This is a genomic window from Burkholderia singularis, from assembly GCF_900176645.1.
Classification (GTDB): domain Bacteria; phylum Pseudomonadota; class Gammaproteobacteria; order Burkholderiales; family Burkholderiaceae; genus Burkholderia; species Burkholderia singularis.
The window spans coordinates 43,616-68,618 of the sequence record NZ_FXAN01000047.1 but is presented as its reverse complement, the minus strand read 5'-3'; the positions used below and the strand labels follow the sequence as shown (position 1 = coordinate 68,618).

The following is a 25,003-nucleotide window of genomic DNA, read 5'->3' as shown; positions in this document are numbered from 1 at the left end:
GCTACATACCCGCGCTGCGCGAGCCGATGCGCGACGCGCTCGAGCGCGTCGCCGCCGGCGCGCAGTCGCGCGACGTGCGCGAGGTTGTCGAAAAAGCGCTCGCGTAGCGCAGGCTTGCCGCAGCGGGCCCGGACCGGGCCCGGCTGCGGCAAGCGCGCCGGGTAGCCTGAATCGGAACCCATCCGGGCCCGTCAGCACAACGACGGCCCGAAGCGAAACCTGCCGGAGCGCGGGCACCGTGCAATCCCGCGGCACGGGGCGGCGGGCACGCCCCGCAGGCCGCCGTCTCGCACGCTGCGGTACCTTGCCCGCCAACGGCGCGCATTCGCCCGCGCGGCGCGATGTCCGATACCGCACCCAACGCCCACGACGCCGCTGGCAGTCCCGACGCCGCATCCCACGCATCCGGCAAACGGCGCCCCCCCAGCCGCCCCCATGAGCCGCCAACGCGCGCCGGCCCGCAGCCTGCGCCACTGCGCCGTTCCTGGCGCGGCGATCCGCCCAAGCCCCCGCTCCGGCCATGCGCGCCGGAATCGCCGGCCGTCCGAACCACTGCGGCAGACAGCGCGCGTTACGCCACATTCGGCGCGCCGCGCGACGAAAAACCGCCGATCGGCATGGCTCGGCGAGTAAAATCGAGCCAATTATTCCTATCCCAACATCTTCAGCATTTTTCAGCCTCTCGGAGCCTCTCGATGTCCATTACCCGACGCACCACGCTGTCCAAGTTCCTGATCGAGCAGCAGCGTGAAACCCATAACCTCCCCGCCGATCTGCGCCTGTTGATCGAAGTGGTCGCGCGCGCGTGCAAGGCGATCAGCTACAACGTGAGCAAGGGCGCACTGGGCGACGCGCTCGGCACGGCCGGCAGCGAGAACGTCCAGGGCGAAGTTCAGAAGAAACTCGACATCCTGTCGAACGAAATCCTGCTCGATGCGAACGAATGGGGCGGCAATCTCGCCGCGATGGCATCCGAGGAGATGGAGACGTTCTTCCCGATCCCGGCGAACTACCCGCGCGGCGAATACCTGCTCGTGTTCGATCCGCTCGACGGCTCGTCGAATATCGATGTCAACGTATCGATCGGCACGATCTTCTCGGTGCTGCGCTGCCCGGACGGCCAGCAAGCGACCGAGCAGTCGTTCCTGCAACCCGGCACGCAACAGGTCGCGGCCGGCTACGCGGTGTACGGCCCGCAAACCGTATTCGTGCTGACGACAGGCAATGGCGTGAACTGTTTCACGCTCGATCGCGAAGTCGGCTCGTGGGTGCTGACGCAAAGCAACCTGCAAATTCCGGCCGATACGCGCGAATATGCGATCAACGCGTCGAACGCGCGCCACTGGTACGACCCGGTAAAGCGCTATATCGACGAACTGAACGCGGGCGCGGACGGCCTGCGCGGCGAGAATTTCAACATGCGCTGGATCGCGTCGATGGTCGCTGACGTGCACCGGATCCTGAACCGCGGCGGCGTCTTCCTGTACCCGGCCGATAAGCGCACGCCCGATCGCCCGGGCAAGCTGCGGCTGATGTACGAAGCGAATCCGATGTCGTTCATCGTCGAGCAGGCGGGTGGCGCGGCCACCACGGGCACCGAACGCATCCTCGACGTTCGGCCGACGGGGCTGCATCAACGCGTGCCGGTGATCCTCGGCTCGAAGAACGAAGTCGAGCGCATCGCGCGATATCACCAGGAAGCGAAGTAAGGCGGCGCACGGACAGCGCGACGCGGGTCATCGGAAAACGCCGCGCTGCCCGCGCACGCGAAATTCGGGAAAGCCGGGCGGCGAAGATTCGATGAAAACGCTGTTCCGCCCAGCCGACGAAAAAATTTTCGCCTACCCTCTTGTCAGTCCCGTGTAGGCACCCTATAATCTCACTTCTCTGTTGCCGGTGTAGCTCAGTTGGTAGAGCAGCGCATTCGTAATGCGAAGGTCGTAGGTTCGACTCCTATCTCCGGCACCATACAGAATCGAGGGGTTACAGCGCTTTGCCTGTAACCCCTTTTTCTTTTCCGGGACCGCTCGATCAGTCGCGCGCGGGAACAAATCTCCATAAAACAGACCGGAACTTCGACGCGACGCCCATCACAAACCATAGCCATTACATTCTTGATGGGAACATACAGTCATGCGAATCAAAATGCTGTCCGCCGCCGCGCTCGTCGCGTCGCTCGCCGCCCCGGCCGCATGGGCCGACGCGCCCGCCAAGACCGATGCGTGGTCGCTGAGCGCGATCTTGCACGACCGCGCGGCGAAATCCGCTTTCGACGCGATGAAAAAAGGCCAGCGACTGCCGGCATGGGTGACGAAAGGCGCGACCGAAACTCCAGCGCATGCCGTGTCGTTCGACGGACACGACGTTTATGTGATGAGCGGCTGCAAGCCGCATGATTGCGGCTCGGAGCGTATCGCCATCCTTTACGATCCGCAGAAGAAAGCCATGTACGGCGTGCTTTCCGTCGTTGCCCCGAAAAACGATACCGAGCACTTGACTTGGCTCAACATCGGCGGCGGCAGCGAATCGATCGACGGCAAAACGATTCTCTATGCGCAGCTGACGGGCAGCGTCGAAAATCACCCCGGCGCATTCAACTACAAATGATTTGCGCCGCCGGCGCGCGATCCGCGCGACGCCGTCGCGGCGGCCCGGCCAAGCCGGCAAGCGATAGCCGGTCGCGCATTTTCTTGCGGCGGGCGAATCGTATCGCCGCGCGTGCGAGCACCGGCATGCGGACGCAAGCCAGCCTCCATGCCGGAGCCGTCTATTCCCCATCGGGCGCATCGCCCGCGCTGTCCGCGCCCCGCCTCTTCCCGCCGATGCGCGCCGTTGTCGCCGCTACTGCGCCGCGCTGATCGTCCCGGTCGCGAGCGCCAGCGCCGCGGCCGCCGACAACGCGCCGCTATAGCTGTCGACATACGCATTTGTCGCGACGAGCAACTGGCTTTGTGCGAGCGTGGCGTCGGTAATCGAGCCGACGCCGTTGCGATACGCGGTGAGCGCCGCGTCGTAGCTGGTGCGCGCCGCGTCGACGAGCGCCTTCGCGGCCTCGTGCGAGGCCAGGCTTGTCTGCAACGCGTTTTGCGCGGCGACGATCTGGCGCACCGCCTCTTCCTTCGTGCGCTCGAGCCGCGCCTGCGCACTCTGCGCGTCGTTGCGCGCCTGCATCAGCACGGCCGAGCGCAACCCGCCGTCGTACAGCGGAATCGACACGCCGACGAACACGCTGCCGCCGTAGCGGCTGCCGTTCAGATTGACGGTCGGCGCCTGCTGACCGATTGCAGGCAGCGCGGTGATCGCCGAGCGGCTCGCGTTGTACGACGCCGACGCCGACATGAACACCTTCGGCATGAATTCGGCTTGCGCCGCCCGAATCTTCGCGTCGCTCGCCTTCTCGGCCGCGTAGGCGCTCAACACGTCGGGGCGGCGCGCGATCGCGGACGCCACGATCTCGTCGACCGACGTGCGCAACGCAGGCGACAGCGGCTGCACCGGAAGCTCCGCGAGCGTAGGCTTCGACAGCGGCGAAATACCGAGCGCGGACACGACGCTCAGATAAGCATCGCTATCGGCGCCCTGCGCCTCGACGAACGCGAGATTTGCCTGTGCGCGGTTTTGCGTCGCCTGCGCCACTTCGACCACCGTGCCGGTGCCCTGCTTGAATCGCGCGCGCGCGGCCGCGACGATCGCATCGGCATTGTCGAGCGCCTGCCGCGCGGTGCGCACGCGCGCGTGCGCGGCCTGATACCGGTAGTACGCCACGGTGACATCGTGTATCACCTGCTGATGAAGCCCGGTGAACGCGATATTCGCGACGATCGAGCCTTGCTTGGCGGCCTCGACGCGCGCCGCGCGCCCGCCGAAGTCGAACAACAGCCATTGCAACGACAGCGCCGACACCGCGCTGCGCGACGTCGCGTCGACGCCAGAATCGCCCAGCTCAGTCGACGACGAGCTATGGCCGCTCAGATAACGCCCCATCGCGGCCACCGACAACTGCGGCAAATACGCGCTCTTCGCGATCCCCACCGCGAGCGCCGCATTGCGTGCGTCGTTCCACGCGATGCGGGTCAGCGGATTTGCCGATTCGGCGAGATCGATCAGATCGGGCAACGTGTAGATGCGCGCCGGATCGAACTCGCCCGCCGGGGCGACGCTGCCGAGCGCGTGGTTCGCAGGCAGCGTGTAGTCGTGGCGCCCGGTATCCGGCACGGCTTTTTGCGGCGCCGGCACGATCTGGCCGGCTGGCGTCGTCTGCGGCAGCCAGGGGCGATCGGCCGCCTGCGGCGCGAGATCGATTGACGACGTCGCGCAACCGGCCAATCCGGCAGCGGCCGCGACAACAGCCGCGACGAACGACAAGGTTGGCGCTTCAGGCAGGCGCATGGGCGATGGACTCCTTCGGTGCGGCTTGACCCGCGTCTGCGGCAATGGCCGCAAGCCGCGCGTCGATCAGATTCAGCAATGCATCGCGCGACGCATCGGCCATGGCGGGTTCGCGCGCCGGATGCGCCGGATGCGCCGTGGATGGCGCCGGCACGGCGTCCGGCGGCTGGATCGGGCGTCCTGCCGCATCGGCGTCGCGCTGGCCGCCGGCTGCACCCGCATCGTCTTTCGTCGGTTGCGCGATGGCGCGCGGCGGCATGTCGGCGGCGGCGGCGCGCGTGCCGTCGCCGTCGGATTGCGCAATGGTCTGCGGCGGCATGGGGCCGGCCCCAGGCGCGCCGCGTTCCGGCGACGAGCCGAGCATTGCATCAGGCAACGGCGCGCCGTCGAGCGTGCGCGCGTCGCTGCCCGCGCGCGCATCCGCCTGCTGCCGTGTCACCTTCCGCGACAGGCGCAGCAGCCGTGCCTCGAGCGCGGCGTCGCCCCGCGAGCGCTCGGCCAGCAGGAATACCGGCCCCTCGAGCGCCGCCAGTTCCATGAGCCTGCACCGGCGCTCGGCGATCCATCCGGGCGCGGGCCGCACCCACGCCGGCTCGTAGTGCATCAAACCGAGGTTCTGCGCGAGCGCGCCGCCACGCGCGAGCGCGTCGGCCGCCAGTATGCGCCGCTGCGCGGGTTCGGCGACGCGCGCGAGCCGCCGCCACTGCTCGACGAGTGCCGCAAGCGCCACATCCACTTGCTTGGCAATGCTAACCGGCCATACACGCGTGAACACCAGATAAACCACCACGTTGCCGAGCAGAATCCCGATCGTGCGGTCACGCGCGAGCGTCAGATCGAAGCCCGGCCCCGCTCCCTGGATCACGCAAAGGAAAAACGCGAACGCGATCTGAAAACCCGCATATCCGATACGCGGCGAGCCGAACGCCACCCACGCGGACAACCACGCGCCCGCGAACACGAGCGCCATCAGCTCACCGATCGAAGTGAGCGACGGCACGACGAACACGAGTGCGGCAGTGCCGAGCAGCGCACCGACCATACAGCCCGCGATTCGCAGCGTCAGCTTCTCGACCGTTTCGGCCGTCGTGCCGAGCGACACCATGTAGCACGTGATGAAGCACGTATGAATGCCCGGCCAGTCGAGCTGCGAATACAGCAGATAGCAAAGCATCGCCGCGGCGGTGGTCTTCAGCGCATAGCGGATGTGATCGGGGTTGGTACGCGCATCGGGCAGGAAGAAGCCGCCTTGGCGGGCGGCGGGTGCCGGTTTCGACTGCGGTTCCAACTCCGTCTGCCCGTTTGGCTCCGGCGCCGATTCGGGCAGAGCGCCGCCCGCCGGCCCGCCCTGCGCGCTCGGCTGAGCATCAGCAACGGCAAAGCCGGTGATCGCCGCATGCAGATCCGTCGCAACGATGCGCGCAAGCGGCGGCAACCCGTCGACATCGGGCAAAGCCAGTTGAATGTCGACGGGATAGCCGCCTTGCTCGAGCATCACGGCCATCTCGTCGAGCGTCGCCGCCAGCGGCGCGACGAACGGCTCCGGCAACCTCGCTTGCGGTTCGCGATCCGCGAGATTGACCGCGATCAGAATCGCCGTGCTGGCCGCGACCGCATGCTGCAACGCCGCGACATCGGCAAGCGTCGACGAGCCTTCGAGCTTCGACAGCTTGAGCCACGTCGTCAGTTGCTGGTCGCCGCCGCGCAAGCACGCGTCGAATTCGGCGCGGGCCGCCCCGGCATCGTCGCCGCGCAACCGCCCGCCGGCAAGCCTCAGCCGCCGCGCGAGCTGCACGGATGCCAGGCGCCGAGGCGAAGGCGCGAGCAGCAGATTGACGACGAGCGACATGCCGGCCGCAATCGCGACCATCAACCATGCATACAACAGCGCGCGCGTCGCGACCTCGCCGAACGGAACCATGCCCAACTTGTCGAGCCCGTAACCTACGATCATCGCGAGAATCGCGCCGACCGGACGCAGCTTGCTAGCCGAGGTCAAATAGAGGAATCCGATCGAAAGCGCGACCATGCACGCCACGCGCAGCACCGGCGAGTCGACGCAAAAAATCGCAACGGCGATCACGAGCCCGATCACGATCGTGACGAGCAGCACCATCGCCACCGTCGTCAATACGCTCGACACGCGGTCCGGCTTGTTCATGAAGAACACCACGTAGGCCGAGATCGCCGCCTCGGGCGTGCCGTACAGGCTCGTGACGAGCACCGTCAGCGCGCAGATCAGCGCGACGCGCGCCGCCATGGCCGGGCGCCCCGCAAACGGTGCGAGCAGCCGCAAAATCTCGCGCGGGCGAGGCGCCGCGACGTCAGCGGCAAGCTGAACCATGCCGGATCTCGATGATTGCGCTCGCCCCCACGCGCACCAGCTTTTCGTCGGGTTCATCGAGCTTCACGCGAACCGGAAAACGCTGTTCGACACGCACCCAGTTCACCGAGCGCTCGACGATCGGCAATGTACGCGGCAAATCCACGCGGCCGGGATCCGAGACGCCCGCGCCGATCCCCACCACGTGGCCGCGAATGGCGCGGCTGCGGTCGATCATCGAATAAACCGTCGCGCAATCGCCCGGCGCGATCCGCGACAACGCGGTCTCGCGGAAATTGCCGACGGCAAACCATTCACTCGCATCGACCAGCGTGAAAATAGACTGGTTCGGCCCGACCGTCTCGCCCGCCAGGATCGACAATCCGGTCACGAAACCGTCGTGCGGCGCGCGCACCACCGTATCATCGAGCGCATGCTTCGCTCGCGCGAGCGCGGCTTCGCGCGCGTGCAGCGTCGCGACCGCGTCGGCGTCGTCGCCGATCGTGCGCGACGACGCACGCTGCTGCTCTTGCGCCTGCTTCAGCGATACCGCCGCATCGCGCTGCGACACCTGCGCCTGATCGAATTGCTGCGCCGGCACGTACCCTTGCGCGGCCAGAGGCGCGAGTCGCTCGACGGTGCGCGTGGAGAGTTCGTAATGGTGCGCCGCGCGCTTGACCTGCTCGGCCGCGACCGCCGCATTCGAGGTCTCGCCGATGATCGCCTTGCGCCGCGAATCGAGCGACGCGCGCGCAAGCTCGACATCGGCCTGCGCCTGCGCGACCGAAAGCCGGTACGGCACTGGATCGATCTCGAACAACAGATCGCCTTTCGAAACCCGCTGGTTCTCGTGCACGGCGAGTCGGACGATCCGCCCGCTCACGGGCGTCGCGACGTGCACGACATCTGCGTCGATCGTCGCGGCATCGGTCGACGGATAGCGCACGCTGCGCTCGTATGCATACCAGATGGCGGCAATGCCGAGCGCGACGATCGCAAGCGCGATCAGGCGGCCTTTCGGCGCGCTTTTGCGAACCCCTGCAAGCTTCATGACAGTTGCCCCGAGCCAATCAACCAGACAAACACGGCGATCACGAATCCGATCGCGGTGCACACGGAAAGTTGGAAAGGCACCGTCTGAGCCCAGCCGGTCGAGACGAACACCCGGTGCGCGACGATCGCGCCCGCGACCCCGATGAGCGCGCTGACCAGCCAAAGCGGAAAATACGCGCCGAACAGTGCAAATGACGGCGCGCCGCGCGTCGCGCAGCCTTCGAGCGGAACAACCAGCACGCAGGCGGACCCGATACGGACAAACGGATTCAGCATTGTTTTTTTCATGTGGATTGTTGAATTCGACGGATCGGACAAGCGCCGCAAACCGGCCAGATCTGCGATGATCACCCCGGCCGGCTGGCCGGCTGTGGTCATACCCCAGATTCGCAGCGGGCGTCTCATGATAATTTAGCCGCCTGCCGGCCGCCACTGCTGACTTCTGCCGTCTTTACCATCCGCCGCCTGCCGGCAACAAGCTTCGCACTGCTTGCAAAGGATGACAAATATAAACTTTCAATTATTTACAAAAAGAAATACGTTCGCTTGCCCACAAAACCCCCTGGCAAATCGGACTCGGGCCGCATAACATTACTTAACGATCCTGACCCGCCTATTGAAGTACATTGCGGGGCAGCGCGGCGCGCCCACGCCGAGTCGTCCGGCGGGGTGCCCGTATCGTTTCACTTGGAGTACTCACCAAAGGAGAGGACCACTATGGCAGCACATGGCTTGATTGCGTGGCTCATCATCGGCGCGATTGCCGGCTGGCTCGCCGGATTGCTCGTCAAGGGCGGCGGCTTTGGCCTGATCGTCGATATCATCGTCGGTATCGTCGGCGCCGTCATCGGCGGCTGGCTGGCGGGTCTGCTCGGCATCAGCTTGGGCGGCGGCCTTATCGGTTCGATCATCGTCGCCGTCATCGGCGCCGTGATCCTGCTGTTCGTCATCCGGCTGTTCAAACGAGGCGCCTGATCCTCCCTTCGCTGTAATCCGGCCCGCGTCCGCGCGGGCCGGCCTTTTCCAGCGTTGTCCTCGCTGCTGCGACAGCGGCACGCTGCGCAGGCGCTCATCACCCGTGCCGTTTGCCGGCGTCGGCCGAGCGGCCCGCGCGGTGCGCAACGCGGCAAATCAATGCGCATCCCGCAACCAGCCGTCGAGCACCGCTGGCGCGAGCAGCCCGCTCTTCCCCCTTCGCATGCCGTTCGCATCGATCCATAGCGTTCGCGGCAATTCGCCCCGCCACTCAGGATCGAGCGCCGCGCGCAGACGCTCCGGCATCGGTTCCGCATTTCCGTATTGCAACACGTCGGCCGGCAATTGCATCTGCGCCAGCGCCCGTTCCAGCTGCGACGCCGCCTCTTCGAGCGGATCGAGTGCGACGAGCGCGATCCGCACGCGCGGATGCGCGCGCCGCCATTCGACGAGATGCGCGACGTTTTCCCGGCAATATCCGCAATCGAGCGACCACACCTCGACGACGAGCGGCGCGCCGCGCCCGCTTGCATAAAGCGGCCCGACGTCCGGCACCCGCAGCGGCAACAGCCGAGACAACGAGGCCGGGCGCGGCGGCGGTTCGGCGGCCACGCCCGCATATGCGACACACCCTGCGATGAACGCCATCGATACGACGATCGCGCGCCTCATCATTGCCCCTCCACATCGATCACCCGATAGCCGTCATTGCGCGTGCGCCACGACAAAAAGACACGCTCGCGATCGACCAGGAGCTGCGGGTTGTCGCTTGCGCCGGCGGTTTGCGCGAGCGTGCGCGGCTCGCTCCAATGCGCGCCGCCGTCGTCGGAGCGGCGTAGCTTGATACGCATCGTGTCGCCGTCGAGCGCTTTCCATGCAAGCCAAAGCGTGTCGCGCCGCGCGACGAGCGCCGCATGCGAAGCCTGTTCGCCCGGCGCCGCAGGATCGTCTGCGAATGCGAAAGGCGAGTCGATCGGCACGCCTTTCGCATCGAGCCGCGAATAAAACACGTCGGCGCGGCCGTCGACGACGCCGAACCACGCCAGATGCCGCACGCCGTCCGGCGTAACCGCAAGCGCGGGCCCATGCTCCGGACACGCCTCGACATGCCAATTCGAGAACGTCGCGCGTACCGGCTCGACGGCGCGATCCGCGTGCGCAGGCAACACTGCCAGCGCATGATCACGGATCTGGTCAGGAAACACGCCGCGCCAGACGGCCTGCACGCGCCCGTGCGAATCGACCGTCATCGCGATTCGGCAGCATTCGCACGTGTGATCCATCACCTTGCGCTCCGGCTCGAATGTCGCGCCGCCGTCGCTCGATACCGCGTAGTAGACGGCCGCACCGTCATACGGCAGCCCCGCCCGCTGCGCCGCCACCCGGTCGCGCTTGTCGATCCACGCAACGAAAATGCGCCCTTGCGGATCGACCGTCAGCATATCGAAACGATGCGTGATCGCCTGCCGGTCGCGGTGGACGGTAAGCGGCACCGACCAGGTTGCGCCGCCGTCGAGCGAGCGCGAAAAACGCACCATGCCGGTATAAGGCGCATCGAGCGGCATCGACCACGTCACGTAAATCGCGCGGCCGTCCGGGCTTGCGGCGAGTTTCGGCCGGTTCTCGGCACTCGTGTAGATCGGCTCCGGCAGCGCGTTGACGGTCGCGGGCGCGGACAGCGTGCGCCCGGCGTCGTCCGAATGCGCGACCTGAACATGCTCGCCGTCGACCCATGCCACCCACAGCCGATGACGCGCATCGAACGCGGCACCGGTCGCGAGTGGCGTTTTTTGCGTGACGTCCGCGCTCGCGGCATGCATCGCCATATGCGTCGACTGCGCCGCACGCGGCGCGGGCGCCTGCTCGGCCGCCAATGCCGCCATCGGCATCTCGTGCGCATGCGCGCCGAACGCGAGCGCAAACGCCGCACCGAACCTCCCCCATCGTTTCAGATAGCCCATTTCAGCTCTCCATAAAACGTCCGCCCCGGATAGGGGTGAAACACGTAGTAGCGGCGGCCCGTCACGTTATCGATGCCGAACGATGCGAGCCAGTGCCGATCGAACCGGTATTGCGCCTTCAGATCGACGACCGCATACGAACTCGCACCGCCGTACACGTTCGGATTCACGTCCCGGTTGTCGAGCGTGTTGAACTGACGTCCCGAATAGCGAACGCCGAGACTCGTCATCCAGTGCTCGTCGAAGCGATACGACGCGAGCAGATTCGCGCGCATGCGCGGAATCCGCGGCCAGCGCGCACCGACATACACGGCATTGGCCGAATCGGCAAGAATCTGCGCATTGGTCGCCGACACGTTTGCATCGACGTCGAGCCCCCTGAGCCCGACGTTCTGTCCGGAAAACGCCAGCTCGACGCCGCGCACGCGCACGCGGTCCACGTTCGAGATGTTCGTGTACGTCGCCGCGCCGGCAAGCGTCGTCTGACTATAGATGGCGTTGCGCTGATCGCTCTGGAACACGCTCGCGCGCACGACGCCCACGCCGACGTCACGCTCCGCGGTGAAATCCCAATCGATCGCTTTTTCCGGCCGCAGGTTCGGGTTGTTGTTGACGATCGCGTTATTCGAGATCGTCCCCTGGAACAGTTCGGCGACGGTCGGAAAACGCGTGCCCGTCGCGAACGACAGCCTGAAGCGCCACGCATCGGCGGGCTCCCATTGCAACGCAAGCTTCGGCGACAGCGCATTCGCGCTGCGCCCGGCATAGCCGAGCGTCGAGTTCGCATCGCCAAGCACGCCGCCATATGCGTCCCAGCGCTCGTAACGCAACCCGAGCGTGGCCAGCCAGCCGGGTGCGAAACGCCACACATCCTGCGCGTACAGCGCCTGCGTGCGCGTGTTGCCGCGATAGCGGCTGGCGAGCGACGTCGGCACCGCGCTTTGCCAATCCAGCGTGTTGTAGGTCTCGTTGTTCAGGAAATAGGTGTCGAAGTGATAGCCGAACGACAGCCGGTGCCCGCGCACGTCGGCCGATTCCGCGCGCAGATCGACCGTGCGCCAGCCCGTGCCGTCGCCGTGGAACACCGTGCCGGCGCCGGCCGGCGATACGCCCGACGACGCCCGCAGCACGTCGCGCGACACGTCGTATGCGGATGCGACCATCGACAGCCTCCATCCCGACGCAAGCCGCGCGTCGAGCCCGAGCCCATATAGCCAGTTCTCCTGATCGCCGCTTTGCACAGCGAATGCCGCGGGCGACACCGTATAGTTGCGCCCGCCGAACGACACGTTGCCGCCGTACACCGGATTGCCCGCCGTGTCGCGCAGGAACGTGTCGCCGTGCTGCCGGAAGTGATTCTCCCAATGGCCGAGCGTAAGCGTCGCGTCGACATGATCGGTGAATGCATAGCCCAGGCGCAGCGATTCGTTGATCTGCTCGGTGCGCTCGATCGTCTGCGCGCCGACGATGGTGCGCGGCCGGCCGTTCGGATCGACGTCGGTGCGAGCGCCCGTCACCGGCACGCTCGCGCCGAGCTTCGGGTTGTACGCGGCGTTCGGGCTCGCGTACTGCATCGGCTGACTGTCGTTCTCGAGCCGGCCGAGCGACAGCGCATACCAAAAACGCCCGGCCCGATCCGCGACGCGCGCGGTCTGATGGTTGCCGCCGAAGCTGCCGGCATATCCGTAATCGTCGCGATAGCGCTGCGTGAAGAACTGCGTCGACACCGACGCCTCCAGCCGCTCGGGCTTGCGCGTCGTGATCTGCACGGTCGAGCCGACCGAGTTGCCCGGATACAGCGCGGAAAACGGGCCATAGAGCACGTCGACGCGCGCGATATCGTCCGGTTGGATCAGCGACCAGCGCGGCGGATACGAATAGCTCGAACCGAGCAGATTCGACAGCAGCAGACCGTCCGCGTAGACAAGCCCGCGCGCGCTCTGCAACTCGTTGAAATCGCGGCCGGCGAACACCGAATTGCGATCGCCGATATAGCGCCTGCGCACCATCAGATTCGGCGCATATTTCAGCGCATCCTCGGTTGTCACGTTGACGTGCGAATCGATCCGCTCGCGCGTAAGCGATTCGACGACGCCCGGCGTGTCAATGGCAAACGCCGGCCGCCGCGCGGTGACGGTGACGACGTCGAGGGTGCGCGCGGGCACGGCCGCCGGGGTTGCAACGGCACCTGGCGGACGCGGCGAAACGGGCGGAAGGCCGGATGCGGAGGCGGCCGGCGCAGTGGCTGGCGAAGCGGCTGGCGAAGTCACGACGGCGGCGTCATTGGCCGCCGCGTGAACGGTGGGCCACGCGAGCGATGCCGCGCACGCGGCCGCGAGTTGCCTGTGCGCGTAGCGTGCGGCAAGAACATTGAGCATGATGAAACGAATCCTGAAAGCGAAGTCGACGACGCGCTGCATGCGCGAGCAAGCGCCACGCTCAGCCTCGACAAACGAGGCCAAACGGCGGCACCAGGCGCCGCGCGCGCAATAAAGCGCTTACGCGGACGCGGCACACGAGCGGGCAAAGGTCAGGTCAACGAGGATTCAGGCGGCGCGCGCGGCTGCGCGATGCGCATGCCGCGGCGCAAAAAAACGGTGGGTTGCTCGCTACGGCGCTCGCAAACGAACCGGCGCACGAAGCTCGGCAATGCAGGCGCACTCGCGCCAAGCGCGACGTTCGCGGCAAAGCCTGGACAATAGACGCAATGCGCGACGCCGCCATGCGCTTGCGATGTATCCCCGCCGCCTTCGTCGGCGATCGTGATGCGCTTCGCCCCTGCCGCGCTGCACAATTCGAGCGTAAACGGCGCATTCGCGACAGCCATGGCTGCGTCGCGCGCATAGCCGATGACGGGCGACAGTACGTTGAGTACCAGCGCCAGCCAAACGAGGCTCATCCATCGCGTCGACCGTTTCATTCGCAGTCCAGGGCAAAGAGGCGCGCAGTATAACAAGCCGATCCGCGCACGCGTCCGGCATCCATTCCTCACGCGCGCCCCGGCGTGTAACGTTTAAGCAACAAAGACAAAATCTAACGATTGATTACTGGCAAGAACCGGAGCTTGAGATCGATAATTGTTTTATCCCAAGGAGAAAATCATGGACGAGAGACCGACCCGCATTCCCCCGCCCGAGAAAGTGATGAGCCCGGACCCGGAGCCTGTGGCTGTCGAATTTCTCGCCGAGTTGCCCGATCATGTGCGCGCGTTTTTTGACGAACAGCACAAGATGTGCGCGCCGAAGTAAGCGCGTTGTTCATCTCACGTTCGCACCGGCAAGCGATCGCAGCCGTCACGCGCCGATGAGCGATCTCGTGTGCGCCTTGCGTCGCCGCTTCGGCACTCCCCTCTGAACCCGGACCCCACCAACGGCCCGGGTTTTTGCCGTCCCCCTTTCCGCTTCGCCCACTGATCTCCCGCTTGCGCCGCATCGCTGCGCGGCATCTTCGCTTATTCTTCTGAATTTCCCGTCACCGGCCCGACTGGCTGGCATCGTCATTTGTCGCCATGAAACAATCGCTTCGCTCAAGTCTTGCTGCCGCCGCGCTCAGTCTCGCCATGATGGCCGCTCCCCGCATCGCCGTCGCGGACGCAGGCGATACGCCGCTCACCAATCTCGTCGCGCTCGTATCGCAGCGCCTCGCGCTCGCCGAGCCGGTCGCGCAATGGAAATGGATCAATAAGAAACCGATCTCGGACCCGCCGCGCGAAGCAACGCTCCTCGCCGACGTCGAAAAACGGGCACAGCGCAGCGGCGTCGATCCCGCCTACGCCCGCACGTTCTTCGAAGACCAAATCTCGGCGAGCAAAGCCGCGCAGCATGCGCTGTTCGCGAACTGGCGCGCCACACAGGGCCCAACCGGGCCCGCCCCCGATCTGGCCACCAGCACGCGGCCGCAACTCGACCGGCTGACGCAGTCTATGCTGAGCGCCCTTGCGCGCGTCGCGCCGCTGCGCGATGCGCCGGATTGTCCGTCACGCCTCGCGCGCAGCGTCGCGAATTGGAAAGCGCTGACGCGCTACGACTCCAACCAGAAGAATGCATTCGATATTGCGCTATCTCACGTCTGCGCAGCAGGCAGCGCCAGCGCTGTCGGCTGAGCGCAGCCGGTGGAGCCCGCCAGTGGAATCAGTTGCAGACCGCGCGCGAGATGCGTCTGCAGAATACGGCGAACGGCAGGCGCCCCGCCCGCGTCGGATTCCAAACGGCTTGCCTGCGCTGCGAGCGCCGCGGCCTGATCGATCGTTGGCGCCGCGCCGACATAGCGCCAGCGATCGATCACATGGAAAAACCGCACCGCACCACGCTCCTCGAACGCGACCGGACCGTCAAACGGCCACTGCACGCCCGCGCCGGGATTGCGCGCGCCGCGCTCGGGCCGCCGGTTGAAAGCCGGCTGGAGCGCCGCAATCCATTCGGCTTCGGCGAGCAGCGCGCCAAGCTCGCTGCCCGTTTCACGCCACTCGATCCGCCTGACCTGCTGCGCGATCCGCATTTCCTTCGACGAGCGGCGCTCGCCCGTCAACAGCGCGCGCAACCGCTGCCGTAGCCTGACGCTGCGTCCCACATAGAGCGGCGCGTCTTCGTCGCCGAACAGCGCGTAGACCCCGCAGCCCGCAGGCACATCTTCCAGACGCTGATCCGTCAAACCATTCGCGAGCTGGAAATGGCGCGTCGCCAGCGCAACCTGCTCCCGCAAACGCTCGAGCGGCACGACGTTGTGCAGTTTCTGCCAGAACTGCCAGACGAGATCCGCATCCGCGAGCGCGCGATGCCGCCCCATCGGCGTGAGCGCATGGCGCTCGATCAACGCGTCGAGCCCGTGCCGGGGCTCGCGCGGAAAAAGCGCGCGCGACAGCCGCACCGTACAAAGCACGTCAGGATCGAACGCAAAACCTGCGCGCTCGAATTCGGCACGCAAAAAGCTCCGGTCGAAGCTTGCGTTGTGCGCAATGAACAGCCTGCCCCGAAGCCGCTCGAACAACGCGGGCGCGATATCGGCAAAGGCTGGCGCATCGCGCACCATATCGTCGCTGATTCCGGTGAGTTGCTGAATGAATGGAGGAATGGGTTGCTGAGGATTGACGAGCGTCGTCCACGTCGACACGCGTTGCGCACTTACCTCGACGATGCCGATTTCGGTGATGCGATGCTCGGCGGCCGAGCCACCAGTTGTTTCGAGATCGACAAATGCAAGTGGCATGTCGATCACAGGGGCGTGCAACGGCAAGGCAGTCATAGGGGGCGTGCTGATCGCGCTTTCTGTTTTTAGGGTACGCGCCGGCGAAGACCCGGCGCTTACAGCGCTATTCTACTCGCCATAAAAATCAAAACCCCCGCCTCGGCGGGGGCTTGCACGGCCCTCGGTTTTTAGGCGTTCAAAGCGCCTGAATATTCGCAGCCTGCTTACCTTTCGGACCAGTCTTCACATCGAAAGATACACGCTGATTTTCTTTAAGCGTTTTGAAGCCCTCCATCTTGATTTCGGAAAAATGGGCAAACAAATCTTCACCGCCATTGTCCGACGTAATAAAGCCGAAGCCCTTAGCATCGTTAAACCATTTCACGATACCGGTATCCATATTCCTAGTTCCCCACTAAATTTAAATAACACACGGGCTACGCCCTTATACGGTCACACAAGGCTCCGATACCCCCCAATCTCCTTACGGACATGGCGGAAGCAACGCGAGCCCGCGTGCTGCTTTTATAAATTGGAAAATCCAATGCAGTCAAGAAAATTTTTAGTGACGTCTTATGCCGCTTGATGGAAACACAACTGGAATCGGTACACTCGCGCTGGAAAATTAATAAGCCGCAACAACACCTGTCACAATTACCGGGATTAGCAGGCATATTTAATTTCAAAAAGAAAAATCTACCGTGAACGAGATAATCGGCACTGGATCGGTATTTTTCCGGGTTGCGGCAGCCCTAAACTTTTGCAAGGCTGAGCGGTGCATTGAAGCAGCAGGAGATCGTTATGCTGAACGGCATCAAACGCTTCGCCCATCGGCTGGGGATTGTGCGTCGCAGCAATCTATCGGGGCGCACTTCCGCTGCGTCCGCGACGCTCGCCAGCGAATTCGACGCAACCTGGCACGGCGATCATTGGCAAAATTTGCTGTCTTCACCCCTCGATGCACGTCATTACGTGATGGAAGACTGGACGCAACCGCCGATGCCGCTGCCTCACGAAGCCGCGGGCCCTCAACCAGTCAAGCGCCGCCGGCGCCGCCGCGAGCAATAATCGCGCGCAAAAAAAAGCGCGACTAGAAGTCGCGCCGACAAAGGTTTGGAGATCTTTTCCGTCAACGAAAAAGTCTGCTTAAGTAAGCAGAGTCTGCAGTATAACGACTTGACTCTCTTTTATTAGTCATAGTCCTGACAAACCTCTATTGTCGAAGCGACAATAATGAGTCGTTGCCGACGATGCCAGTGCGCATATCGCAGCGCATTGTCGCCATCACGCAACGCCGCGATACATTTCATTGTAGTCAGACTTTTCCCACCTCCCCGCAAAGCCTTATAGGACAAGGGCCACCGGCCTTTTATCAATTATTTCTGAAACATAAACATAATATTTCTTAAATTGATTCCATCGGATTTAAGCAACATTCTCTTACACTCCGCATTGATTGATAACGAGCGCCAAGCACGCTCGAAACATACCCTCCCCGGCTTTGTTTCTCGTCTCAATCGCCGGGAGCTTCGAAAAGCAGGTTGGACTGCCATCAGCCCTGTTTTACACGGAGATAAACCCAATGAAAAAGACTCTCATCGTTGCAGCTCTTTCCGGCGCCTTCGCCACTGCCGCCCACGCGCAAAGCAGCGTGACGCTGTATGGCCTGATCGATGCCGGCATCACGTACACGAACAATCAAGGCGGCCACAGCTCCTGGTCGGAAACGTCGGGCTCTGTCAACGGCAGCCGCTGGGGCCTGCGCGGAACCGAGGATCTCGGCGGCGGTTTGAAGGCGATCTTCGTATTGGAAAACGGCTTCGGCATCAATAACGGCGCGCTGAAGCAAAATGGCCGGGAATTCGGCCGTCAAGCATTCGTCGGCCTGTCGCAGACGCAATACGGCGCGCTTACGCTCGGCCGCCAGTACGATAGCGTGGTCGACTACGTCGGCCCTCTGTCGCTGACGGGCACGCAATTCGGCGGCACCGAGTTTGCCCACCCGTTCGACAATGACAACCTGAACAATTCGTTCCGGATCAATAATTCGATCAAATACACGAGCGCCGATTGGTATGGCCTGCACTTCGGCGGCCTGTACGGCTTCTCGAACAGCAATCAGTTCGCGAACAACCGCGCATTCAGTGCGGGCGTGTCGTACAGCTACGCCGGCCTCAACGTCGGCGCCGGCTACCTGCAAATCAACAACGACACGACACCGACGATCAATAACCAGGCGGGCGCCGTAACCGGCGACTACACGTTCGTCGGCAAGCGTCAACGCGTGTGGGGCGGCGGCCTGAACTATACGTATGGCCCGGCGACGGCCGGCTTCGTGTTCACGCAATCGCGGATCAACAAGGCGCTTTTCATCAGCCCGGGCCAGTCGGGCGTGGCGAACGGTATTGCGCTCAACGGCACGTTCCTGCGCTTCAACAACTATGAAGTGAATGCCCGTTACGCGATTACACCGGCCTGGACGGTCGCCGGCGCATACACTTATACGGCCGGCTATATCGACGGCCGTCACCCGGGCTGGAACCAGTTCAACCTGCAAACGGCGTATGCCCTGTCGAAGCGTACCGATGTGTATCTGCAAGGCGTCTACCAGCGCATCACCCAGGATGGCTTGAACATCGGCTCCTATGTCCTCGGCGCGGGCGGCGCATCGTCGACCAACAAGCAGGTCGTCGTTACCGCCGGGCTGCGTCATCGCTTCTAAGCCACGCGTTTCCGCACAAACGAAAGCGCCCCGGCCGGGGCGCTTTTTTATCGCCTGCGAACTTGCAATGCCGCCGCGCGGCTACGCGGCACCCGGCGCGGGATAATGAACGTCGAGCACTTCAATAGGTTGAGGACCGAGCGGCGTCATCAGCGTCACCGTATCGCCGATCCGCGCCTTGAGCAGCGCACGCGCGACAGGCGAAATCCAGCTCACGTGCCCACGGTCCAAATCGACTTCGTCGATGCCGACGATCGTCACGGTATGCTCGGCGCCGTCCTCGGTTGCGTAATCGACGGTGGCGCCAAAGAACACCTGATCCGTACTTTCCTGCCGGCTCGCATCGACGACTTCGGCCAGATCGAGGCGCTTGGTCAGGAAACGGATCCGCCGATCGATCTCGCGCAAGCGCCGCTTGCCGTATATGTAATCGCCGTTTTCCGAACGATCCCCGTTCGACGCAGCCCACGACACGAGTTTCACCACTTCGGGCCGCTCGTCGTCAATCAAATGCAGCAGTTCGTCACGCAAGCGCTTATGCCCGGCTGGCGTGATGTAGTTCTTCGCACCGGGCGGGATCGCCGCCTGTGCGTATTCGAGATCCTCGTCGTCTCCGTCCGACTCCTTCACAAACGCCTTATTCATGATGCTCTCAACGGCTATCCACCAGAATTCGACAAGGTTACACGATCGGCAAAGCGGCGACGCGAACCGGCACGCGCATCGCGCTATCCAATAATTTGTGTTCAGGCACTTCCCTTTTTAAAGAAGTTTGCTATAATTTCGCTTCTGCGTGCGGCTGTAGCTCAGTTGGATAGAGTACTTGGCTACGAACCAAGGGGTCGTGGGTTCGAATCCTGCCAGCCGCGCCACTTTTTCAGGGCCTTCTCCCGGGAAGGCCCTTTCAATTCGAAGTAGTTGTACCGCTTTGCGTGCGGCTGTAGCTCAGTTGGATAGAGTACTTGGCTACGAACCAAGGGGTCGTGGGTTCGAATCCTGCCAGCCGCGCCATCTTTGAAGGGCCTTCCTCCGGGAAGGCCCTTTGTTTTTATGCGTCACACAAGAACCTGCCCGCCGTTGATTTCAACAGGAGCGCGGCGGCCTGCCTCGGATATTTAACACCACCCCTGCCCCACCCTCGGACGGGCGCCGCGCCAGATCACGCTCAATAGTCCTGCCGCTCGCGATCGATTCGCATCCCGCCATCATGGCGCGCATGCACCGCGTCGTCATTCGAACGCTCGCGCATCATCCTCATCACGTCGGGATTGGTGCGCACACGGCGCATCACGTTGGCGAGATGCATACGATCACTCACCTGAATGACGAAGCGCAGCACCGTCGATTCATGGGTCTGATCGTCATCCATCGCGATATGAACGATGTTCGCATCAGCCGAAGTAATGTCCGCCGCGACACGCGCGAAAATCCCCTTCGCGTTCTTTACGAGCACCTTCACCGCGACATCGAACAGACGTCCGGGCTGCGGCGCCCATGCAACGTCGATCCAACGTCCCGGATCGCGCCGGTGAATCCGGCGCGCGACCCGGCAGGTAGTCGTATGAATCGCCATCCCGAGCCCGATGCCGATATAGCCCATGATGTCGTCGCCCGGTATCGGCCGGCAGCACGCCGACAACTGCACCGACATTCCTTCGGTGCCGGTGATGACCACGGGAGGCGCATGATTCGTCGCCTGGCGCTCGGCTCGTGAGCCGTCGTCGTCGGCGTCGCGGCCGCTCATCAGCACCTCGATGCGCTTGGCCATCACCGCGGCGACGCGCCGGCCCAGGCCGATATCCGCGAAAATTTCCTGCCGGCTCTTGTTGCCCGTCCACTGAACGAGTTTCTCCCACACCTCGGGCGTCACGTCGGCCAGCGTGAAGCCGTAGCCCTTGAGGCTCTGATCGACGAGGCGCTCGCCCAATTGCACCGATTCGTTCAGGCGCATCGTCTTCAGATAGTGACGGATCGCCGAGCGCGCCTTGCCGGTACGCACGAAGCCGAGCCATGCGGGGTTCGGCTTCGAATAAGGGGCGGTGATGACTTCAACGATGTCGCCGCTCTTCAGCTCGGTACGCAACGGCAGCAATTCGTTATTGATCTTCACGGCAACGCACTGGTTGCCGAGATCGCTATGGATCGAATACGCGAAATCGAGCGCAGTTGCGCCACGCGGCAACGCCATGATCTTCGACTTCGGCGTGAACACGTAGACCGCATCCGGGAACAGATCGATCTTCACGTGCTCGAGGAACTCGCTCGAATCGCCCGCTTCGCTCTGGATATCGAGCAGCGACTTCAGCCACTGATGCGCGCGCTTTTGCACGTCGTTCAGATCCGCGCCGCCGTTCTTGTACAGCCAATGCGCGGCAACCCCCGCCTCGGCAATCTCGTGCATCTTGCGCGTGCGCACCTGGAACTCGATCGGCGCGCCGAACGGGCCGACAAGCGTCGTATGCAGCGATTGATAGCCGTTGACCTTCGGGATCGCGATGTAATCCTTGAACTTGCCCGGCACGGGTTTATAAAGCGAATGCAGCACGCCGATGCACGTGTAGCAATCGAGCGGATGCTCGACGACGATCCGAAAGCCATACACGTCGAGCACCTGCGAGAACGACAGTTGCTTGTCGCGCATCTTCCGGTAGATGCTGTAGATCGTCTTTTCCCGGCCGTTGATTTCGGCTTCGATCTTGCCTTCGGCCATCGCGCGCTGCGCGGATTCGAGAATCTTGCCGATCACCTCGCGGCGGTTGCCCCGCGCGGCCTTCACGGCTTTCTCGAGCGTCGCGTAGCGATGCGGATTGAAATTCGCGAAGCTCATGTCCTGCAGCTCGCGATAGGTGTTGTTCAGGCCCAGGCGATGCGCGATCGGTGCGTAGATATCGAGCGTCTCGCGCGCGACGCGGCGGCGTTTCTCCATCGGCACCGCGCCGAGCGTGCGCATGTTGTGCAGGCGATCGGCAAGCTTCACGAGAATCACGCGCACGTCGCGCGCCATCGCGAGCAGCATCTTGCGGAAGTTTTCCGCCTGCGCCTCCTCGCGGCTTCTGAACTCCATCTTGTCGAGCTTCGACAGCCCGTCGACCAGCTCGGCGACCTTGGGCCCGAAACGCTCGGCGAGTTCGCTCTTGGTAACGCCCTGATCCTCCATCACGTCGTGCAGCAGCGCGGCCATGATCGCCTGTGCGTCGAGCTTCCAGCCGGCGCAGATTTCCGCGACGGCGACAGGATGGGTGATGTAGGGCTCGCCGCTCTGGCGATATTGACCGAGGTGGGCTTCGTCGCTGAAGTGGAACGCCGCCTTGACCTCTTTGATTTCGTCCGGACCGAGATAGTCGGCAAGCGCGGCGGTCAGTTTCGCGATCGAAACGACGCCGTGCTTGCGCGGCTGCTCCGGTGTCGCGGTCGGCCCGAACAGATGACGAAACGACTGCTCGAGAACCGCGTCGATATATTGACGTGCAGGCGACGGCGCAACGGCTTTGGAAGTGGCCTCGGTGGAGGCGGACGATGGTGCGGTGCTCATTTTCGCCTCCTGGGTTCGCGCGTCGCTGGGGATTACATGGTTAACGAAATCCGGCCGTGCCTTAAACGGGCACTTTCTTCAGCATTTCGACGCCGACCTGGCCGGCCGCGATCTCGCGCAACGCGACCACCGTGGGTTTGTCGCGGCTTTCGATCTTCGGCGTATGACCTTGCGCGAGCTGCCGCGCGCGATAAGTGGCGGCAAGCGCCAGTTCGAAGCGGTTCGGAATCTGCTTCAGGCAGTCTTCAACGGTAATGCGAGCCATGTTGGGTCGTTCCTTCAGAATATGGTGCTTATTCTACCTTATGCGCGCCGTTCGATCCGTCACTCGGCATGCGGCAGATGAATGCCGAGCTCGACGAATAGTTCGGTGTGCCGTGCATATTGCGACGCGAAGCGCAGGCGCGTCGCGGCGACGATGCATTCGAGCTCGGCAAGCGCGTGCTCGAAGGTCTCGTTGATCACGACGTACTCGGCCTCGGCCGCGTGCGCGATCTCGCTGCCCGCGGCAAGCAGGCGCCGCGTGATCACGTTCGGTTCGTCCTGCCCGCGCTTCTTGAGCCGCTCTTCGAGCGCGGCAAGCGACGGCGGCAGAATGAAAATGCCGACCGCGTTGCGGAACTGCTTCTTCACCTGCTGCGCGCCTTGCCAATCGATTTCGAGCAGCACGTCGTGACCGCTTTTCATTTGCTCTTCGATCCACACGCGCGATGTGCCGTAGTAATTGCCGTGCACCTCCGCGCTTTCGAGAAACTCGTGCCGCGCGTGGCGCTCGCGGAAATCCTCGACCGTCGTGAAATGATAGTGCTGGCCGTCCTGCTCGCCGGGGCGGGGCTTGCGCGTCGTGTACGAGATCGACAGGCAGATCGCCGGATCTTTCGACAGCAGCGCGTTGACGAGCGTCGATTTGCCCGCGCCCGACGGCGCGACCACCATGAACAGATTGCCGGGATAAACCCCGGCATGCAGCGTATGCGCGGGTGCGGGTGCGCCTGCGCCGTCGCGATGAGAATCGGTCATGTCACGTTACTCCAGGTTTTGCACTTGCTCGCGCATCTGCTCGATCAAAAGCTTGAGCGCCATCGACGCATCGGCAAGCTCTTTTGCCGCCGCCTTCGAGCCGAGCGTGTTCGCCTCGCGATTGAGTTCCTGCATCATGAAGTCGAGCCGCTTGCCGACACGCCCGCCCTTGTCGATCACATGGCGCGTCTCGGACAGGTGCGCGGTGAGCCGCGACAGCTCTTCGGTGATATCGATCCGGATGCCGTACATCGTCACTTCCTGGCGAATGCGCTCGGCCGCCTCGTCGCGCGACACGGCGGGCGCGCTGCCGTCCGGCGCCGCGACGCCCAGCGCCTCCTGCAGCCGCTCGACGATTTTCTGCTGATGTTTGGCGATCAATTCCGGCACGAGCGGCGCGATGCGCGCGACGATCGCCTCCATTTCCGTCACGTTCGCGAGCAGCATCGCGGCGAGCTGCGCGCCTTCGCGCGAGCGCACGACGACGAGTTCGGCGAGCGCTTCCTTGCCGCACGCGAGCACCGCGTCGCGCAGCGCGTCGGCGCTCACGCCGCTTTCGGCAAGCACGCCCGGCCAGCGCAGCACCTCGCCCGTGCGCAGGCGCTCCGCGTCCGGAAACGCGTCGAGCACCGCACGCTCGAGTTCGGCAAGCTGATCGAGCGCCGCGCGGTTCAGCGCGCCCGCGCTGACGCTCTGATCGCCGCGCTGCAGGTTGACCCGGATGTCGACCTTGCCGCGCGACAGCTTGTTCATCAGCATTTCGCGCAGTTGCGGCTCGCACACGCGCACGTCATCCGGCATCCGGAAGTTCAGGTCGAGAAACCGCGAATTCACAGTCCGCAATTCGACCGATACGCTCGTGCCGCCATTGCCCGCGGCCGTCGCAAGCTCACGCGTCGCGCTCGCGTATCCCGTCATGCTGTAGATCATCATTCGTCCCGTCGTTGGAAGGGCCATGCGGCCCTGAAGGATTCGAGGCGCCCGGCGCTTGGCACGGCGCGGGGCGCTAAACGCGCATTATCCCATTTTTGCCCGCATCGGCCGCGGGTCGGCACGGCGCGCGCGCGGTAAAATCGGGGTTTCCCTCACGCGTATGGCTCCGATGACCCATTCCCCCTCACGCCCGAGCGAGCGCCGCGCCGACCAACTGCGCGACGTGCGTATCACGCGCCACTACACCAAGCATGCGGAAGGCTCGGTGCTCGTCGAATTCGGCGACACCAAGGTGATCTGCACCGCGAGCATCGCCGAGCGCGTGCCCGAATTCCTGCGCGATCGCGGCCAGGGCTGGCTCACCGCCGAATACGGCATGCTGCCGCGCGCAACCCACACGCGCAGCGACCGCGAGGCGGCGCGCGGCAAGCAAACGGGCCGCACGCAGGAAATCCAGCGCCTGATCGGCCGCGCGCTGCGCGCGGTGTTCGATCTCGAAGCGCTCGGCGCACGGACGCTGCATCTCGACTGCGACGTGATTCAGGCCGATGGCGGCACGCGCACGGCGAGCATCACGGGCGCGTTCGTCGCCGCGCACGACGCGGTGACCAAGCTGGTCACGGCCGGCAAGCTCGCGCGCTCGCCGATCACCGATTACGTCGCGGCGATCTCGGTCGGCATGTACGAAGGCGCGCCGGTGCTCGATCTCGATTACGCGGAAGATTCCCAGTGCGATACCGACATGAACGTCGTGATGACCGGGGCGGGCGGCCTCGTCGAGGTGCAGGGCACGGCCGAAGGCGCGCCGTTCTCGCGCGCCGAGATGAACGCGCTGCTCGATCTCGCGCAGGCCGGCATCGGCGAACTCGTGCGCCTGCAGCGCCAGGCGCTGGGAGTCTGACGTGAAGCAG

General features: G+C 64.2%; 23 protein-coding genes and 3 tRNA genes. 11 read left to right on the top strand and 15 right to left on the bottom strand.

The window, feature by feature from the left end; genetic code table 11:
* Positions 1-695: 695 nt before the first annotated feature.
* The 3 genes from BSIN_RS09825 to BSIN_RS09815 all read left to right on the top strand — a co-directional run bounded on the left by BSIN_RS09825 (position 696) and on the right by BSIN_RS09815 (position 2,607).
* Complete coding sequence (locus BSIN_RS09825) at positions 696-1,709, top strand: class 1 fructose-bisphosphatase (protein ID WP_089340335.1); 1,014 nt, start codon at positions 696-698, stop codon at positions 1,707-1,709.
* A 183-nt stretch (positions 1,710-1,892) separates the two neighbouring features.
* Positions 1,893-1,968: transfer RNA gene (locus tag BSIN_RS09820), tRNA-Thr, on the top strand.
* Positions 1,969-2,133: 165 nt separating this feature from the next.
* Positions 2,134-2,607 (top strand): Ivy family c-type lysozyme inhibitor, encoded by a 474-nt coding sequence (locus tag BSIN_RS09815; RefSeq protein ID WP_089340334.1) that lies wholly within the window; start codon positions 2,134-2,136, stop codon positions 2,605-2,607.
* Between the two features lie 234 nt (positions 2,608-2,841).
* Here BSIN_RS09815 and BSIN_RS09805 read toward each other — a convergent pair whose 3' ends face one another.
* The 4 genes from BSIN_RS09805 to BSIN_RS09790 are packed head-to-tail and all read right to left on the bottom strand — an operon-like array spanning position 2,842 to position 8,053.
* Positions 2,842-4,389, bottom strand: a complete 1,548-nt coding sequence (locus BSIN_RS09805) for a TolC family protein (RefSeq protein ID WP_089340332.1) — start codon at positions 4,387-4,389, stop codon at positions 2,842-2,844.
* Positions 4,376-6,733, bottom strand: a complete 2,358-nt coding sequence (locus BSIN_RS09800; protein ID WP_089340331.1) for an FUSC family protein — start codon at positions 6,731-6,733, stop codon at positions 4,376-4,378. The genes BSIN_RS09805 and BSIN_RS09800 overlap by 14 nt, the downstream gene beginning before the upstream one ends.
* Positions 6,714-7,763 (bottom strand): multidrug transporter subunit MdtN, encoded by a 1,050-nt coding sequence (gene mdtN / locus BSIN_RS09795; protein ID WP_059519844.1) that lies wholly within the window; start codon positions 7,761-7,763, stop codon positions 6,714-6,716. Before mdtN ends, BSIN_RS09800 begins: the two co-directional genes overlap by 20 nt.
* Entirely contained in the window at positions 7,760-8,053 is a 294-nt protein-coding gene (locus tag BSIN_RS09790) for a YtcA family lipoprotein (protein WP_059520059.1), read from the bottom strand. The genes mdtN and BSIN_RS09790 overlap by 4 nt, the downstream gene beginning before the upstream one ends.
* A 429-nt stretch (positions 8,054-8,482) precedes the next feature.
* On the opposite strand from BSIN_RS09790, the gene BSIN_RS09785 reads away from it, so the two are divergent.
* On the top strand, positions 8,483-8,740 hold the full coding sequence (locus BSIN_RS09785; RefSeq protein ID WP_059519845.1) for a GlsB/YeaQ/YmgE family stress response membrane protein: 258 nt from the start codon (positions 8,483-8,485) through the stop codon (positions 8,738-8,740).
* A gap of 156 nt (positions 8,741-8,896) precedes the next feature.
* Here the strand turns inward: BSIN_RS09785 and BSIN_RS09780 are convergent, their stop codons facing one another.
* The 4 genes from BSIN_RS09780 to BSIN_RS09765 form a co-directional block, all read right to left on the bottom strand.
* Positions 8,897-9,412 carry a TlpA disulfide reductase family protein gene (locus BSIN_RS09780; RefSeq protein ID WP_256583729.1) on the bottom strand — a complete coding sequence of 172 codons (516 nt, stop codon included), beginning with the start codon at positions 9,410-9,412 and terminating at the stop codon, positions 8,897-8,899.
* Positions 9,412-10,623: an exo-alpha-sialidase gene (locus BSIN_RS09775; RefSeq protein WP_369828163.1), complete on the bottom strand. Its 1,212-nt coding sequence runs from the start codon at positions 10,621-10,623 to the stop codon at positions 9,412-9,414. The genes BSIN_RS09780 and BSIN_RS09775 overlap by 1 nt, the downstream gene beginning before the upstream one ends.
* A 65-nt stretch (positions 10,624-10,688) precedes the next feature.
* Positions 10,689-13,079, bottom strand: a complete 2,391-nt coding sequence (locus BSIN_RS09770) for a TonB-dependent receptor (RefSeq protein ID WP_089340342.1) — start codon at positions 13,077-13,079, stop codon at positions 10,689-10,691.
* A gap of 152 nt (positions 13,080-13,231) precedes the next feature.
* Complete coding sequence (locus BSIN_RS09765) at positions 13,232-13,621, bottom strand: DUF2946 domain-containing protein (protein WP_089340329.1); 390 nt, start codon at positions 13,619-13,621, stop codon at positions 13,232-13,234.
* Positions 13,622-13,802: 181 nt separating this feature from the next.
* On the opposite strand from BSIN_RS09765, the gene BSIN_RS25990 reads away from it, so the two are divergent.
* Positions 13,803-13,949 carry a hypothetical protein gene (locus BSIN_RS25990; protein WP_173678657.1) on the top strand — a complete coding sequence of 49 codons (147 nt, stop codon included), beginning with the start codon at positions 13,803-13,805 and terminating at the stop codon, positions 13,947-13,949.
* Positions 13,950-14,209: 260 nt separating this feature from the next.
* Positions 14,210-14,803: a chorismate mutase gene (locus tag BSIN_RS09760; protein ID WP_089340328.1), complete on the top strand. Its 594-nt coding sequence runs from the start codon at positions 14,210-14,212 to the stop codon at positions 14,801-14,803.
* On the opposite strand, the gene BSIN_RS09755 is transcribed toward BSIN_RS09760, so the two are convergent.
* Complete coding sequence (locus BSIN_RS09755; RefSeq protein ID WP_089340327.1) at positions 14,764-15,942, bottom strand: exonuclease domain-containing protein; 1,179 nt, start codon at positions 15,940-15,942, stop codon at positions 14,764-14,766. The two genes, BSIN_RS09760 and BSIN_RS09755, sit on opposite strands and share 40 nt — an antisense overlap.
* A gap of 139 nt (positions 15,943-16,081) precedes the next feature.
* Positions 16,082-16,285, bottom strand: a complete 204-nt coding sequence (locus BSIN_RS09750) for a cold-shock protein (protein WP_059519850.1) — start codon at positions 16,283-16,285, stop codon at positions 16,082-16,084.
* A gap of 401 nt (positions 16,286-16,686) precedes the next feature.
* On the opposite strand from BSIN_RS09750, the gene BSIN_RS09745 reads away from it, so the two are divergent.
* Positions 16,687-16,953: a hypothetical protein gene (locus BSIN_RS09745; RefSeq protein ID WP_059520062.1), complete on the top strand. Its 267-nt coding sequence runs from the start codon at positions 16,687-16,689 to the stop codon at positions 16,951-16,953.
* Between the two features lie 514 nt (positions 16,954-17,467).
* A complete protein-coding gene (locus BSIN_RS09740) occupies positions 17,468-18,607 on the top strand; it encodes a porin (RefSeq protein WP_059519851.1) in 1,140 nt (379 codons plus the stop codon).
* A gap of 81 nt (positions 18,608-18,688) precedes the next feature.
* On the opposite strand, the gene greB is transcribed toward BSIN_RS09740, so the two are convergent.
* On the bottom strand, positions 18,689-19,252 hold the full coding sequence (gene greB, locus BSIN_RS09735) for a transcription elongation factor GreB (RefSeq protein ID WP_089340326.1): 564 nt from the start codon (positions 19,250-19,252) through the stop codon (positions 18,689-18,691).
* Between the two features lie 150 nt (positions 19,253-19,402).
* Here greB and BSIN_RS09730 point away from each other — a divergent pair.
* Positions 19,403-19,479 (top strand) — tRNA-Arg (locus BSIN_RS09730).
* A gap of 62 nt (positions 19,480-19,541) precedes the next feature.
* Positions 19,542-19,618 (top strand) — tRNA-Arg (locus BSIN_RS09725).
* A 154-nt stretch (positions 19,619-19,772) separates the two neighbouring features.
* Here the strand turns inward: BSIN_RS09725 and BSIN_RS09720 are convergent.
* From BSIN_RS09720 to BSIN_RS09705, 4 genes are all read right to left on the bottom strand, one after another.
* Entirely contained in the window at positions 19,773-22,139 is a 2,367-nt protein-coding gene (locus BSIN_RS09720; RefSeq protein WP_089340325.1) for a RelA/SpoT family protein, read from the bottom strand.
* Between the two features lie 61 nt (positions 22,140-22,200).
* Positions 22,201-22,404 carry a DNA-directed RNA polymerase subunit omega gene (rpoZ, locus tag BSIN_RS09715; RefSeq protein WP_006025620.1) on the bottom strand — a complete coding sequence of 68 codons (204 nt, stop codon included), beginning with the start codon at positions 22,402-22,404 and terminating at the stop codon, positions 22,201-22,203.
* 59 nt (positions 22,405-22,463) lie between these two features.
* A complete protein-coding gene (gene gmk / locus BSIN_RS09710; RefSeq protein ID WP_089340324.1) occupies positions 22,464-23,159 on the bottom strand; it encodes a guanylate kinase in 696 nt (231 codons plus the stop codon).
* A 6-nt stretch (positions 23,160-23,165) separates the two neighbouring features.
* Positions 23,166-24,089 carry a YicC/YloC family endoribonuclease gene (locus tag BSIN_RS09705; protein ID WP_089340341.1) on the bottom strand — a complete coding sequence of 308 codons (924 nt, stop codon included), beginning with the start codon at positions 24,087-24,089 and terminating at the stop codon, positions 23,166-23,168.
* 172 nt (positions 24,090-24,261) lie between these two features.
* On the opposite strand from BSIN_RS09705, the gene rph reads away from it, so the two are divergent.
* The gene (gene rph, locus BSIN_RS09700) at positions 24,262-24,993 is read left to right on the top strand and encodes a ribonuclease PH (RefSeq protein ID WP_059519855.1); all 732 of its coding nucleotides are present in this window, start codon (positions 24,262-24,264) and stop codon (positions 24,991-24,993) included.
* The last annotated feature ends 10 nt before the right edge of the window (positions 24,994-25,003 follow it).

Bases quoted from the DNA above. Each gene is read 5' to 3' on its own strand.
- BSIN_RS09765 (WP_089340329.1), bottom strand. From the start codon at position 13,621: ATGAAACGGTCGACGCGATGGATGAGCCTCGTTTGGCTGGCGCTGGTA.
- BSIN_RS25990 (WP_173678657.1), top strand. From the start codon at position 13,803: ATGGACGAGAGACCGACCCGCATTCCCCCGCCCGAGAAAGTGATGAGC.
- BSIN_RS09745 (WP_059520062.1), top strand. From the start codon at position 16,687: ATGCTGAACGGCATCAAACGCTTCGCCCATCGGCTGGGGATTGTGCGT.
- BSIN_RS09755 (WP_089340327.1), bottom strand. From the start codon at position 15,942: ATGACTGCCTTGCCGTTGCACGCCCCTGTGATCGACATGCCACTTGCA.
- BSIN_RS09785 (WP_059519845.1), top strand. From the start codon at position 8,483: ATGGCAGCACATGGCTTGATTGCGTGGCTCATCATCGGCGCGATTGCC.
- BSIN_RS09760 (WP_089340328.1), top strand. From the start codon at position 14,210: ATGAAACAATCGCTTCGCTCAAGTCTTGCTGCCGCCGCGCTCAGTCTC.
- BSIN_RS09825 (WP_089340335.1), top strand. From the start codon at position 696: ATGTCCATTACCCGACGCACCACGCTGTCCAAGTTCCTGATCGAGCAG.
- BSIN_RS09790 (WP_059520059.1), bottom strand. From the start codon at position 8,053: ATGAAAAAAACAATGCTGAATCCGTTTGTCCGTATCGGGTCCGCCTGC.
- BSIN_RS09740 (WP_059519851.1), top strand. From the start codon at position 17,468: ATGAAAAAGACTCTCATCGTTGCAGCTCTTTCCGGCGCCTTCGCCACT.
- mdtN (WP_059519844.1), bottom strand. From the start codon at position 7,763: ATGAAGCTTGCAGGGGTTCGCAAAAGCGCGCCGAAAGGCCGCCTGATC.
- BSIN_RS09780 (WP_256583729.1), bottom strand. From the start codon at position 9,412: ATGAGGCGCGCGATCGTCGTATCGATGGCGTTCATCGCAGGGTGTGTC.
- rpoZ (WP_006025620.1), bottom strand. From the start codon at position 22,404: ATGGCTCGCATTACCGTTGAAGACTGCCTGAAGCAGATTCCGAACCGC.
- BSIN_RS09720 (WP_089340325.1), bottom strand. From the start codon at position 22,139: ATGAGCACCGCACCATCGTCCGCCTCCACCGAGGCCACTTCCAAAGCC.
- BSIN_RS09815 (WP_089340334.1), top strand. From the start codon at position 2,134: ATGCGAATCAAAATGCTGTCCGCCGCCGCGCTCGTCGCGTCGCTCGCC.
- BSIN_RS09705 (WP_089340341.1), bottom strand. From the start codon at position 24,089: ATGATCTACAGCATGACGGGATACGCGAGCGCGACGCGTGAGCTTGCG.
- BSIN_RS09770 (WP_089340342.1), bottom strand. From the start codon at position 13,079: ATGCTCAATGTTCTTGCCGCACGCTACGCGCACAGGCAACTCGCGGCC.
- BSIN_RS09750 (WP_059519850.1), bottom strand. From the start codon at position 16,285: ATGGATACCGGTATCGTGAAATGGTTTAACGATGCTAAGGGCTTCGGC.
- greB (WP_089340326.1), bottom strand. From the start codon at position 19,252: ATGAATAAGGCGTTTGTGAAGGAGTCGGACGGAGACGACGAGGATCTC.
- BSIN_RS09775 (WP_369828163.1), bottom strand. From the start codon at position 10,623: ATGGCGGCATTGGCGGCCGAGCAGGCGCCCGCGCCGCGTGCGGCGCAG.
- BSIN_RS09805 (WP_089340332.1), bottom strand. From the start codon at position 4,389: ATGCGCCTGCCTGAAGCGCCAACCTTGTCGTTCGTCGCGGCTGTTGTC.
- rph (WP_059519855.1), top strand. From the start codon at position 24,262: ATGACCCATTCCCCCTCACGCCCGAGCGAGCGCCGCGCCGACCAACTG.
- BSIN_RS09800 (WP_089340331.1), bottom strand. From the start codon at position 6,733: ATGGTTCAGCTTGCCGCTGACGTCGCGGCGCCTCGCCCGCGCGAGATT.
- gmk (WP_089340324.1), bottom strand. From the start codon at position 23,159: ATGACCGATTCTCATCGCGACGGCGCAGGCGCACCCGCACCCGCGCAT.